Annotated in this window: 10 protein-coding genes; 5 read left to right on the plus strand and 5 right to left on the minus strand. The window is 73.1% G+C overall.

The window, feature by feature from the left end:
- The first annotated feature begins 9 nt into the window (after window positions 1-9).
- Window positions 10-606, plus strand: a complete 597-nt coding sequence (locus D2L64_RS12420; protein ID WP_119575550.1) for a TetR/AcrR family transcriptional regulator — start codon at window positions 10-12, stop codon at window positions 604-606.
- 11 nt (window positions 607-617) lie between these two features.
- On the opposite strand, the gene D2L64_RS12425 is transcribed toward D2L64_RS12420, so the two are convergent.
- The 3 genes from D2L64_RS12425 to D2L64_RS12435 all read right to left on the minus strand — a co-directional run bounded on the left by D2L64_RS12425 (window position 618) and on the right by D2L64_RS12435 (window position 5,078).
- On the minus strand, window positions 618-1,373 hold the full coding sequence (locus D2L64_RS12425; protein ID WP_119575552.1) for a DUF2470 domain-containing protein: 756 nt from the start codon (window positions 1,371-1,373) through the stop codon (window positions 618-620).
- A 61-nt stretch (window positions 1,374-1,434) separates the two neighbouring features.
- Window positions 1,435-3,213 carry an ABC transporter ATP-binding protein gene (locus tag D2L64_RS12430; protein WP_119575554.1) on the minus strand — a complete coding sequence of 593 codons (1,779 nt, stop codon included), beginning with the start codon at window positions 3,211-3,213 and terminating at the stop codon, window positions 1,435-1,437.
- Window positions 3,214-3,215: 2 nt separating this feature from the next.
- On the minus strand, window positions 3,216-5,078 hold the full coding sequence (locus tag D2L64_RS12435) for an ABC transporter ATP-binding protein (RefSeq protein WP_119575556.1): 1,863 nt from the start codon (window positions 5,076-5,078) through the stop codon (window positions 3,216-3,218).
- Between the two features lie 154 nt (window positions 5,079-5,232).
- On the opposite strand from D2L64_RS12435, the gene D2L64_RS12440 reads away from it, so the two are divergent.
- The 3 genes from D2L64_RS12440 to D2L64_RS12450 all read left to right on the plus strand — a co-directional run bounded on the left by D2L64_RS12440 (window position 5,233) and on the right by D2L64_RS12450 (window position 8,896).
- Window positions 5,233-5,862, plus strand: a complete 630-nt coding sequence (locus D2L64_RS12440; RefSeq protein ID WP_119575835.1) for a TIGR03085 family metal-binding protein — start codon at window positions 5,233-5,235, stop codon at window positions 5,860-5,862.
- Window positions 5,863-5,987: 125 nt separating this feature from the next.
- Window positions 5,988-6,926, plus strand: a complete 939-nt coding sequence (locus D2L64_RS12445; RefSeq protein WP_119575558.1) for a terpene synthase family protein — start codon at window positions 5,988-5,990, stop codon at window positions 6,924-6,926.
- Window positions 6,927-7,072: 146 nt separating this feature from the next.
- Entirely contained in the window at window positions 7,073-8,896 is a 1,824-nt protein-coding gene (locus tag D2L64_RS12450; protein WP_119575560.1) for an AMP-dependent synthetase/ligase, read from the plus strand.
- 81 nt (window positions 8,897-8,977) lie between these two features.
- Here D2L64_RS12450 and D2L64_RS12455 read toward each other — a convergent pair whose 3' ends face one another.
- On the minus strand, window positions 8,978-10,288 hold the full coding sequence (locus tag D2L64_RS12455; protein ID WP_407663091.1) for a low temperature requirement protein A: 1,311 nt from the start codon (window positions 10,286-10,288) through the stop codon (window positions 8,978-8,980).
- Window positions 10,289-10,357: 69 nt separating this feature from the next.
- Window positions 10,358-11,815: a MocR-like transcription factor YczR gene (yczR, locus tag D2L64_RS12460; RefSeq protein ID WP_119575564.1), complete on the minus strand. Its 1,458-nt coding sequence runs from the start codon at window positions 11,813-11,815 to the stop codon at window positions 10,358-10,360.
- A 57-nt stretch (window positions 11,816-11,872) separates the two neighbouring features.
- Here yczR and yczE point away from each other — a divergent pair, with 57 nt between their 5' ends.
- Window positions 11,873-12,526, plus strand: coding sequence for a membrane protein YczE (yczE, locus tag D2L64_RS12465; RefSeq protein ID WP_119575566.1), 654 nt, complete (start codon window positions 11,873-11,875; stop codon window positions 12,524-12,526).
- Window positions 12,527-12,586: the final 60 nt, after the last annotated feature.

Consider the following 12,586-nt stretch of genomic DNA (forward strand, 5'->3'; position numbering starts at 1 on the left):
GGGAGGGCGATGGCACGGCGTACCGGACGGCGGCCCGGCAATCCGGCGACCCGGGACGCGATCCTCGACGCGGCCCGGGCAGCCTTCGCGCAGCGTGGCTTCGACGCCAGCACGATCCGGGCCATCGCCGCCTCCGCCGGGGTGGACCCGGCCCTGGTGCACCACTACTTCGGCAACAAGGACCAGCTCTTCCTCGCCGCCATGCAGGCGCCGGTCGATCCTCGGGAGTTGCTGCCGAAGGTGCTCGCCGGTGACCGTGACGGGCTCGGCGAGCGGTTGGTGCGGATGTTCCTCACCGTCTGGGACTCCCCCGCCGGTACCGCCGGGGTCGCCCTGTTGCGCTCCGCGGTCAGCAACGAGTGGACCGCGCGGCTGCTGCGCGAGTTCCTCGCCACCCAGGTGTTGCGCCGGGTCCTCGACCACCTCGACGTGGACCCGGCGGAACTGCCGTTGCGCGGATCCCTGGTGGCCACCCAGCTGATCGGGCTGGCGATGATGCGGCACGTCGTCCGGCTGGAGCCGGTCGCCTCCGCCACCCCGGAGAGCCTGGTGGCGCTGGTCGGCCCCACCGTCCAGCGTTACCTCACCGGCGACCTGCCCGGCTGAGCGGCCGAGGGCTACCGCCGCCGGTCACCGCTGGCCGAGCGGGCGCCGAGCACCGGACGCAGCAGCCGGGCCAGGTCGGCGGGGCCGGTCAGGGCCCGGCCGAAGGCGAGCCGGGCCCGCCGCCGGGCGCCGGGCCGCCCGAAGGTCACGAGCATGCCGTACCTGTCGATCCGTTCGACCCGGGGAGCGTGGTCGGCCGGTCCGGCGGCCAGGCCGAGCTGCCGGCGCAGGTAGCCGGTCATCCGGTCGGCGTGGTGTTCGGTGAGGTGGCTGAGCAGACTCGCCTCGGTCGCGTGCAGCGGATCCGCCTCGGCCTCGGCGTACGCCACGGGGTCGATCCGACGCGGCTCGCCGCCGCGCTCCCACCGGGCCTCGGCCACCTCGAAGCGGAACAGCCCGAAGCGGGTGCCGACGTCGAGCAGGTCGCCGGTGGGTGCCACGGCGGCGAAGTCGAGCGCGGCGGCGCGGGCCCGCTCGCCGTCGAGTCGGCGGACCCAGCCGGAGACCAGGGCCCGGCCGAGGGACGGCGCCCCGGCGACGGGTGGCAGGTCGAGCACGTCGAGCACCGCCGCGACGGCGTCCGCGCCGTCGCGCGGACGCAGCGCCGGCACGAGATCGCTGACCACCGGCACCAGCAGCAGCACCCGCCCGTCCGGGTCGGTGACGTGCCGGACGTGGTGCAGGCCGGGCCGGCAGGCGAGGTGCACCAGGCCGGGCAGCCGGCCCGCGACCAGGGTCCGGACGATCTCAGCGGGGCTGGGCCGCATGACGACCTCCTTAAGGTTAGGCTTACCTAACTCGGAGGGTATGGCATCGGCCCGGCGACGTCTACCGGGTCTGCTCAAGCCAGGAGGCGTAGAGCAGGGCGTAGACCGAATCGGGATCCCGGACCAGTTCCTCGTGCGGGCCGCGCTGCACGATCCGGCCACGGTCCACCACGATCACCTCGTCGGCGCCCTGCGCGGTGGAGAGCCGGTGCGCGATGGCCAGGGTGGTACGCCCCCGGGTCACCGCGTCCAGGGTCCGCTGCAACCGGACCTCGGTGGCCGGGTCCACCGCACTGGTCGCCTCGTCCAGCACCAGCAGATCCGGATCGGCCACGTACGCCCGGGCCAGCGCCACCAGCTGCCGCTCCCCCACGCTCAACGCCTCGCCACGCTCGCCCACCCCGGTGGCCAGTCCGGCCGGCAGGCCGTCCAGCCAGTCGGCCAACCCCAGCTCGGTGAAGGCGGCGGTGAGCTGCTCGTCGGTGAGTTCCGGCCGCCCGAACCGGACGTTGTCGGCGACGGTGGCGTCGAACAGGAACCCGTCCTGCGGCACCATCACCACCCGGGCCCGCAACGAGTCGAACCGGACGTCGGTCAACGGCACCCCGGACAGCAGCACGCTGCCGGCCGTCGGGTCCATCAGCCGGGTCAACAACTTGGCGAAGGTGGTCTTGCCGCTGCCGGTCTCACCGACGATCGCCACCCGGCTCTTCGCCGGGATCTCCAGGCTGACGTCGTGCAGCACGGTCGGGCCGTCCGGATAGGCGAAGCGGACCTCGGCGAAGCGGATGTCCAGCGGACCGGCCGGCAACTCGCGTCCCTGCCGGCCCGGATCGGCCACGTCCGGCGCGACGTCCAGCACGTCCAGCACCCGGCGCCAGCCGGCGATCGCGTTCTGCGCCTCGTTGAGCACCTCGGTGGCGATCTGCACCGGCTGGATGAAGAGGGTGACCAGGAAGAGGAACGCGGTCACCGCGCCGATGCTCAACGTCTGGTCGGCGCCGAGGAAGACCCCGAGCACCACCACGCCGGCCAGCGCCACCCCGGCGGCCAGTTCACCTATCGAACTGCCGAGGATGCTGATCCGGATCGCCTTCTGCTGGGCCCGCTGCTGGCCGTCGATCGCCTGGTCCAGCCGGCGGGCCGTGCGCCCGGCGATGCCGTAGGCCCGGATCACCGGCGCGCCGACCACGCTCTCCCCGACCGCCGCCAGCAACGCGCCGGTACGCTGCCGGACCACCCCGTACGCGGCGGCCAGCCGGCGCTGGAGCCGCCGGATCACCACGACCGCCGGCACGAACGCGGCGTAGACCACCAGGGTCAGCTGCCAGGAGTAGGCCAGCATCACCACGGTGGTGACCGCCAACTGCCCGAGGTTGACCAGCAGGATCACCCCGCCCCACTGGAGGAACTGGGTGATCTGGTCGACGTCGCTGGTGACCCGGGAGACCAGCGAACCGCGCCGCTCGGACTGCTGGTGCAGCATGGACAGGTCGTGCACGTGCCGGAAGGCCCGCACCCGCACCCCGGCCAGTGCCGTCTCGCTGACGGTGAACAGCCGCCGCATCATCAGGTAGCCACAGGCGGTGGTCACCACCAGCACGGCGGCGGTGATCGCGACCACGGTGAAGAGCGCGTTCAGGTCGAGCCCGCCGACGATGCCCCGGTCGATGCCCTGCTGTACGGCCACCGGGACGGCCACCCGGCCGACCATGTAGACCAGCGCCAGGCCCAGCGTGCCGGCCAGCCCGACCTTCAGCTCCGGGGAGAGGGCCAGGCCACGACGCAGCGTCCGCCAGGTCGACTCGATCGGCTGCGCTGCCGGCGTCGTCTCGTCCACGCTCACCGGTCCACCTCCAGGCCGGAGGCCAGCGGGGTGACCTCGTCGTAGCCGCGCTTGGGTTCGTGGTCGACCTCGGCCTGCTCGTACGCGGTGACCAGGTTCGCGTAGCCCGGCACGGTGGCCAGCAGGGTGGCGTGGGTGCCGCGGGCGAGTACCCGACCCTGTTCGAGGTAGATCACCTCGTCGGCGAGCGCGATGGTGGCCCGGCGGTACGCGACCACCAGGATCGACGCGCCCGGCCCGCCGTCGGCCGAGGAGCGCAGCCCGGCCAGGATGGCCGCCTCCACCCGGGGGTCGACGGCGCTGGTCGCGTCGTCGAGCACCAGCAGCCGGGGGCGCCCGGCCAGGGCCCGGGCCAGGGTGAGCCGCTGCCGCTGCCCGCCGGAGAGCGAGGTGCCCCGCTCGCCGACCATGGTGTCCAGGCCGTCGGGCAGGGCGGCGACGAAACCGTCCGCCTCGGCCAGCCGCAACGCGGCCCAGACGGCCTCGTCGTCGATGCCGGGCCGGTCCAGCGAGACGTTGGCCCGGACCGTGTCGTCGAAGACGAACGGCACCTGGGCCACCAGCGCGGCGGTGCCCGCCAGCGAGTCCGCGGCCAACTCCCGGACATCGACCCCGTCCACGCGCACCGTGCCGGAGCGCGGATCGACCAGGCGTACGGCCAGCGCCGCGATGGTGGACTTGCCGGCGCCGGTCGGCCCGACCAGCGCCACGGTCCTACCGGCGCCGACGGTGAAGGAGACCTCGCCGAGCACCTCCGTGCCGGGCTGGTGCGCCTCGGCGGGTTCGTACCCGAAGGCCACGTCGGCGAAGGTCAGGGTGGCCGGACCGGTCCCGTCGAGTCGCGCGTCGCCGTACGGCATCTCGCCGGTGGCGTCGAGCACCCGGCGGACCCGGTCCCAGCCGGCGACGCTGCGCGGCAACTCGGCCAGCACCCAGCCGATGGCCCGGACCGGGAAGGCCAGCACGGTAAAGAGGAAGGCGACGCTGACCAACTCGGAAACCTCGATGGCCCCCTGCCGCAGCCGGTACGCGCCGACCACCAGCACGGCGAGGGTGCCGAGGCTGGGCAGGGTCTCCAGCATCGGGTCGAAGATGCCGCGCAGCCGGCCGACGGAGATCAGCGCGTCGCGCAGTTGCCCGGCCCGGTCGGCGAACCGGGCGGTCTCCTGCGCCTCCCGACCCATCGTCTTGACCACCAGCGCACCGTCGAAACTCTCGTGGGCGATGCCGCTGACTTCGGCGCGCAGCCGCTGGGCCCGGGCCTGCCGCGGGGCCATCCGCCGGGAGTACGCCACGTTGAGCGCGAACAGCGCCGGGAAGACCGTCGAGCCGACCAGCGCGAGCGCCCAGTCGGTGACGAACAGTGACGCCATCGCCCCGATCAGCATCACCAGCGTGCCGACCGCGAACGGCAGGGGGGCGATCGGATGCCAGGCGGCCTCCACGTCGGAGTTCGCGTTGGACAGCAGGGTGCCGGTGGCGTTGCGGTGGTGCCAGGACAGCGGCAGGTCGAGGTAGCGGCGGGTGACCCGACGCCGGTACGCGGCCTGGAGCCGGTACTGCATGTAGCCTGCGCCGAGCCGACGGCCGAAGATGCCGACCACCCGCAGCACGCTGAGCCCGAACAGTGCCGTCGCGGCCAGGGTGAGGGCGCCCACCGCGACCGAGCCGCGCTCGATCGCCGGGAGCACGACGTCGCCGACCACCCGGCCGACCACGAACGCGCTGGCGACCACCATCGCGCCGAACAGCACGCTGCCGCTGACCGCGACCGCGAAGATCCTCGGCTGTTCCCGGATGGCCCGCCCGAGGACGGCCAGTCCACGACCCAGCACGTCCCGACTAGTCCCGCTCGCCACCTGTCCCCCCGCCGTAAGCCGCCACAATCCTCCCTCATCCTTACCGGTGCCCGCGGCTCACGCCGACCGGCGGTGATATGTCCGACGTCACCCCGCCGGGGTTGAACCGGTTCGCCCGTCGGCGCCGGTGCCGTCGGCGATCTACGATCACCACATGCCGCGGTACGCCCGATCGGAGCGCGAGGCGCTCGCCGACCTGATGTCGACGCTGGGCCCGGAGGCCCCCACCGTCAACGAGGGCTGGACCACTCGTGATCTCGCCGCGCACCTGCTGGTGCGGGAACGCCGGCCGGACGCCGCGGCGGGCATCTTCGTTCCGCCGCTGGGTGGTTACGCCGAGCGGGTCCGGCGCCGGGTCACGGCGGGCGACTGGGCGCAGCTGCTCGACCGGCTCCGCCGTCCTCCGCTGTGGAGTCCGGTGAGCAATCCGTTGACCGACGAGCTGACCAACACGCTGGAGTTCTTCATCCACCACGAGGACGTGCGCCGGGCCCAGGCGGGATGGCAGCCCCGGCAGTTGCCGGCCGGGCTGGACCAGACACTGTGGCGCCGAGTCGGGATGCTGGCGCGCCTGGCATTGCGCCGTTTCCCGGCCCGGGTACGGGTGCGCGCGCCGGGGCACGGCGAGGTTGCCGCCGGTCGGGGTGGCGAGCAGTTGCAGTTGGTGGGCGCGCCGGGCGAGTTGGTGCTCTTCCTGTCCGGCCGGCAGCGGGTGACGCGGGTACAGCTCGACGGGGCGCCGGAACTCGCAGCCCGGTTGCAGGCGGCCCACCTGGGCTTCTAACCCTCTGTGCAGAAACGGTCACGGCGATATCCGAAACGTTATCCGCCCGATCGCCCAGGTGACCGGAGCGTTACCGTACGCTGGCCGCGCCGCTCCGTGGGGGGGCGGCGTGACCAGGGAGCGCGATGCGAAGCTTTGCGGTCTCCGCCCTGCGGGAGCCCCCGTTTTCCGGCGCTCGGCACGACCACACGCAGCGGGTGGCCCGGGAGAGCACCGACTGGGCGCAAGCGCTGGGGTTGATCAGTAACGGGCAACGCCTGCGGCGGGCGGACGCGGCCGGGCTGGCCGGTCGGGCCTGCCCAGAGGCGCCGCTGGATCGACTGCGCCTGCTGGCCGATCTGATCTCCTGGCTGTTCGTCATGGACGACGCCTGCGACGAGGACGGTCTCGGCGCCGACCCGACCCTGCTCGCGCCGACCGTGGCGGCGCTGCTCGACGTGCTGGACCGGCAGGGCGCGCCGGACGACGTACCGCCCGGCGCCGCCGGGCCACTGAGCGTGGCGCTGGCCGACCTCTGTCGGCGCACCCGCGCCCACGGGCATCCCGCGCTGCTGCTGCGGTTCACCACCGCCATGCGCGACTACCTGCTCGCGCTGCTGTGGGAGGCGGCCAACCGCGAACACGAACGGGTCCCCTCGGTGGGCGAGTACGTGCAGATGCGCCGGCACACCGGCGGCGTCTACCCCAGCCTCACCCTCACCGAGCTGGCGCTGGACGGCTTCCCGCCGGCCGCCCGCCGCGCCGATCCCGACTGGGCCGAGTTGGAGACGCTCGCCGCGGACCTCATCTGCTGGTGCAACGACGTCTTCTCCTACGGCAAGGAGCACCAGGTCGGACCGGACGCGCACAACCTGGTCACCGTGCTGGCCCGGGAGACCGGCGACGAGTCGGCGGCGCTGCGGGCGGCCGCCGACCGGTTCAACGACACCCTCGGCGCGTACCTGGCGGCCGAGAACGAACTGCTGGCCGCCCACGGTGACGCGGTACGGCCGGCGCTGGCCGCCCGGCGGAACTGGATCCGGGGGACGTACGACTGGTCGCTGGCGGCGGAGCGGTACGCCTGAGGCCGGAAACCGGCCCCGGAGGGCACCGGGACCGGTTGTGATGATCACCTGAGGACTAGCCGATGCCCTGCGCACGCAATACCCTTCGGTAACGAACACCCGACGTGACGATGGTCACGCCTCCACCCCCGAAGGCGGCTACAGCGATGGCTCTCGATGTACCGTACCGTTCCATTCCTGACATGTTCCTCAAGCGCGTGGCGGCGACCCCTGACCGCCACGCTTTCGGTCGCCCCGGCCACGACGGCTCCCCGGTCTGGCTGACCTGGGCGCAGGTCGCCGACCGCGCCAAGGCGGTCGCCGCCGGCCTGCACGGGCTCGGCGTCGGCCAGGAAGACCCGGTGGCGATCCTGGCGAACACCCGACTCGACTGGGTGATCGCCGACTTCGGCATCATGTGCGCCAGCGGCGCCACGACCACGGTCTACCCGACGACCGAGCCGCAGGATGCCTCCTACATCCTGGCCGACTCCGCGTCCCGGGTGCTGTTCGCCGAGGACCCCGGCCAGGCGGCGAAGATCGCCGGGGCGGACCTGCCCGCGCTGACCCACGTGGTCCTCTTCGACGGCGAACCCGACCCGTCGGCGGCCGTACCCCAGCTGACCCTCGCCCAGCTCGAGGAGCAGGGCGCCCAGCGGCTCGCCGAGGACCCGGAGCTGGTGGACCGGCTGGTGGCCGAGATCGGCCCGGAGCACCTGGCCACCCTGATCTACACCTCCGGCACCACGGGCCGGCCCAAGGGCGTCGAGCTGCTGCACGGCGGCTGGTGCTGGGAGGGCGTCGCGCAGGAGGCGGTCGGGCTGCTGCGCAGCGACGACCTGCAGTACCTCTGGCTACCGCTGTCCCACTCGTTCGGCAAGACGCTGCTCTGCGGCGCCACCCACGTCGGCCTGCCCACGTACGTGGACGGTCGGGTCGACAAGCTGGTCGAACTGCTCTCGGTGGTCCAGCCGACGCTGATGTGCGGCGCTCCCCGGGTGTTCGAGAAGGTCTACAACAAGTCGGTGACCACCGCCCGGGACGCCGGCGGCGCCAAGGAGAAGATCTTCGGCTGGGCGGTCGGTGTCGGCAAGGAGAAGGTCGCCCTGGAACAGGCCGGCAAGCCGGTGCCCGGCGGGCTGAAGGTCAAGTACGCGGTCGCCGAGAAGCTGGTCTTCAGCAAGCTCCAGGCTCGCCTGGGTGGCCGGATCCGGGTGCTGGTCTCGGGCGCCGCCCCGCTCAGCCCGGAGATCGCCACCTTCTTCGCCGCCGCGAACCTGCCGATCTCCGAGGGCTACGGGCTGACCGAGAGCAGCGCCGGCAACTTCGTCAACCCGCCCGGCGGGTTGCGCATCGGCACGGTCGGTAAGGCCCTGGGCGACCTGGAGTGCCGCATCGACACCGACGGCGAGATTCTGATCAAGGGTCGGCCGGTGATGCGGGGGTACCACAACCTGCCCGCGGAGACCGCCGCCGCCTTCACCGACGACGGCTTCTTCCGTACCGGCGACATCGGCAACCTCGACGAGGACGGCTACCTGCGCATCACCGACCGGAAGAAGGATCTGGTCAAGACCTCCGGTGGCAAGTACATCGCGCCGTCGCACATCGAGGGCATGTTCAAGGCGACCTGCCCGTACACCTCGCAGGCGGTGGTCATCGGCCAGGCCCGCAACTACTGCACCATGCTGGTCACCCTGGACCCGGACGCCATCGTCGGCTGGGCGGCCGGCACCCCGCTGGAGGGCCGTCCGTACGCCGAGATCGTCGCCTCGCCCGAGGCGCAGGCCATGGTCGAGGAGTACGTCGCCGAGCTGAACAGCAAGCTCAACCGCTGGGAGACCATCAAGAAGGTCACCATCCTGCCGCGCGACCTGACCATCGAGGACGGCGAGGTCACCCCGTCCATGAAGATCAAGCGCCGTGGGGTGGAGAGCAACTTCGCCGCCGAGATCGACAAGATGTACGCCGGTACGGTCGCCGAGATGTGACCGGGCGTCCCGCCGTCGACGGCGGGCACCCGACGTCGGCCCCGCGCCCGGCAACGGGCGTGGGGCCGAGGCGTACCCGCCTCACAGGTGGCGCCCCCGCCAGGTGGTCTGCTCGGCCTCGGCGGCCAGTTGCTCGGCCATCGCCGTCTCCCGGACCTCGCGGCGCAGCGGCGCGTCGGCCAGCGTCTGCGCCACCGTCACCGCCAGCACGACCACGGTGAGCAGCGTCAGGGCGAGCAGTTCCGGCACCCGGGCGACGAGCGGGACCAGCAGCACCAGCAGGAGCACGCCGCCGATCGTCGGCCACCGCAGCGTGTGCAGCACCCGCCAGCCCAGCGCCACCAGCGTCACCAGGTAGAGGGCCACCCCGCCGTGCAGCACCAGCAGGTCACCGCCGGGCAGCAGGCTCCCGGCCGGGGTGGCCGGGGTGGCGGCTCCGCTGAGCACCCGCTTGAGCCCGAGGGCGAACAGGATCGGACCGGCCACCAGCGGCAGGTGCAGGTAGGTGTAGGCATCGCGGGCCAGCGCCGACCGGGCGCGCGGGTGCCGGGTCCGGTGCAGCGCCTGCTCCAGCGCCAGCGCCAGCGTGTCGAAGTACGACCACCACAGCGCGGCGACCACCGCCACCGCGAGCATCGCCGATACGATCACCAGCCAGGTCAGCGGCAGCTCGACGACGAAGCCCGCGCCGAGCCCCAGCGCGATGATCGTCTCGCCGAGCGCCACCAGCACGATCAGGGCGTGCCGCTCGGCCCAGTGGCCGGCCGAGAGCAGCGTCCAGTTGCTGCTGCCCAGGGCCAGCGCCGCGCCGTACTCGACGATGATCGCCGCGATCCAGAGCAGCAGCCGTAGCCCGATCTCGGCCGCGTCGTCGGCGAGTTGCTGCGGCAGCAGCGCGGCGGCCAGCACCAGCGTGCCGACCACCGCCGTCCGCCCCAACGCGGCCAGGAAGCGGCGACGCAGCTCGGCGTCGCCGCGGGCCAGCCAGCCCAGGATGCCCACCTGGACGGCCCGGACGGCGAAGTAGCAGACCGCGAAGACCAGCGGCCCGGGTAGTCCGCCGCCCTCGCTGCGGAACGCCTGCGGCATGGCGAGTGCGAAGATCAGGGCGCCGCCCATGGTGGCGAACGCGAGGAAGGGCAGCACTCCCTGGTCGGTACGGACCAGGTTGCCGATCACCGCGAACCCGGTCCAGGCCCACCAGAGCAGCACCAGCACGACCACGCACTGGAGCAGCCCGCGCGGCGTGAAGTTGTCCGCGGTGAGCGTGGTGACCTGGATGAAGGCGAAGACGAAGACCAGGTCGTAGAAGAGTTCCAGGCGGGTGGCGCGGGATCCGGGGGCGCTGGGTCGCACGCCGCGCGACCATCGCACCCCTCTGACGGCGTCCACCTCGGCAGTCTGCCGGTCACCCGCCGACGGCCGCAGTGGATCAGGCGATTCCGGCGCGGCCGAACCCGGTCAGGCGATGACGCTGGGCTCCCGCCAGCGGGGTTGCCCCGCCCGGTCCAGGTCGTAGCGGACCGCGGCGATCCGCCCGACCGCCTCGACCAGGTCGGCGACGGGCAGGGTGAAGGGCAGCCGCAGGAAGCGTTCCAGGGTGCCGTCCAGGCCGAACCGGGGGCCGGGCGCCAGCCGTACGCCGACCTCCTCGGCCGCCCGGGCCAACGCGCTGGAGATCGGCCCGTCCAGCTCGGCCCAGAGCGTGACGCCGCCGCGCGGGACGGTGACCCGCCACTCCGGCAGCCGGGTGGCCAGCGCGTCGAGCAGCGCGTCGCGCTGGATCGTCAGCTGGGCACGCCGGGCCGCGACGATGGCCGGTGCGGCGGTCATCAGGTGCACGGCGACCAGTTGGTCCAGTACCGGGCTGGCCATGTCGACGCCCACCCGCGCGGCGGCCAGCCGCTGCACCTGCGGCGCGGAGGCCCGGATCCAGCCGATCCGCAGCCCGCCCCAGAACGGCTTGCTCATCCCGCCGATGCTGATCACCCGGGAGTGCCGGTCGAAGCTGGCGGTGGGCGGCGGCATCGCGGTGCCGGCCAACGACAGGTCCACGAAGGACTCGTCGATCACCAGGTCGGTGCCGACCGAGTGCGCCCCGGCCACCAGCCGTTCCCGAAGCTCCGCCGGCATCAGGTGACCGGTCGGGTTCTGGAAGTCGGGGATCAGGTACGCCATCCGCGGGCGTACCTGCCGCAGCGAGCCGAGCAGCAGGTCGGCGTCCCACCCGCCGTCGGCGGCGGCCAGCCCGTGCGTGGTGATCCGGGCCCGCCGGGCGGCCAGCGCGGCCAGCGCGTTGGGATAGCTCGGCGACTCGACCAGCACCCCGCCGCCGGGGGCGAGGGCGAGCCGCAGTACCAGGTCCAGGGCGTGCTGGGTGCCGTTGGTGACCATGATCTGATCGGGTGAGGTGGGTAGCCCCCGGGCGGTGTACGCCTGGGCGACCGCCTCCCGCAGCTCGATGATGCCGATCGGGTGGTACCCGGCGCCGCCGAGGTAGCGGGGCAGGTCCTCGGCCGCGGCCCGGGCCGCCGGCAACAGCTCGGGCGGTGCGGCCAGCGCCGCCACCCCGAGGTCGAGCATGTCCCGGTCGTCCAGCGGGATCCACAGCCCGTTGCTCGCCACCCGGTGGGTGCCCGGCAGCATGGTCCAGCTGCCGGCGCCCCGCCGGCTGGCCAGGTGGCCGCTGTCGCGCAACTGCCGGTAGGCGGCGGTGACGGTGGTACGGCTGATGCCCAGCGCCTCGGCCAGATCCCGTTCGGCCGGCAGGCGTACGCCCAGGGGCAGCCGACCGTCGGCGAGCAGGCCGCGTACGGCGCCGGCCAGGGCGGCGTAGTCGGGGCTGCGTCGTCGACCGGGCAGGGCGTGCCACTGGCCGAGCAGTCGGGCCAATTGGCTGCCCCGCACCTGACTCGTCATGCCACTCCCCCGATATTGGCTCTTTGTGGAGACGAATTGGCCCCTAGGGTGGCATGCGTGGACCTCATTGGCAACCTCCGGCAGCGACCGACCCGCCGCCTCGTGCAGCTCTTCGTCGGCCTCTGCCTCTACGGCTTCAGCATGGCCCTGATGGTCCGCTCCGAACTCGGCCTCAACCCGTGGGACGTGTTCCACCAGGGGCTGTCCCGGATGACCGGGCTGAGCATGGGCACCGTGGTCATCGCCGTCGGCGCGCTGGTCCTGCTGGCCTGGATCCCGCTGCGGCAACGCCCCGGCATCGGCACCGTGGCCAACGTCGTGGTCGTCGGCCTGGCCGTCGACGCGACCCTGGCCCTGATCCCGCCGGTCCAGCCGCTCGTCGCCCAGATCGCCCTGCTGGTGGCGGGAATCGTGGGCAACGGCGCGGCGACCGCCCTCTACCTCGGCGCCCGCCTCGGTCCCGGCCCCCGCGACGGGCTGATGACCGGCGTCGCCGCCCGCCGGCCCGGCTGGTCGTTGCGGCTGGTCCGCACCGCCCTCGAACTCGGCGTACTGGCCGTCGGCGCGCTGCTCGGCGGCACACTCGGCGTCGGCACGATCGCCTACGCGCTGGCCATCGGACCACTGGCGCAGCTCTTCCTGCCGATCTTCGACGTGCCGCGGCCGGCCCCACCTGCGCCGGAACGGATCGAGCCGGCACCGGCCGGCTGACGGTCACCCGGCACAACACGCTGCGTAGGCGCCGACCGAGGACAGTACGACGACCAGGCC

It is taken from the genome of Micromonospora radicis (genome assembly GCF_003583405.1).
Lineage (GTDB): Bacteria > Actinomycetota > Actinomycetes > Mycobacteriales > Micromonosporaceae > Micromonospora > Micromonospora radicis.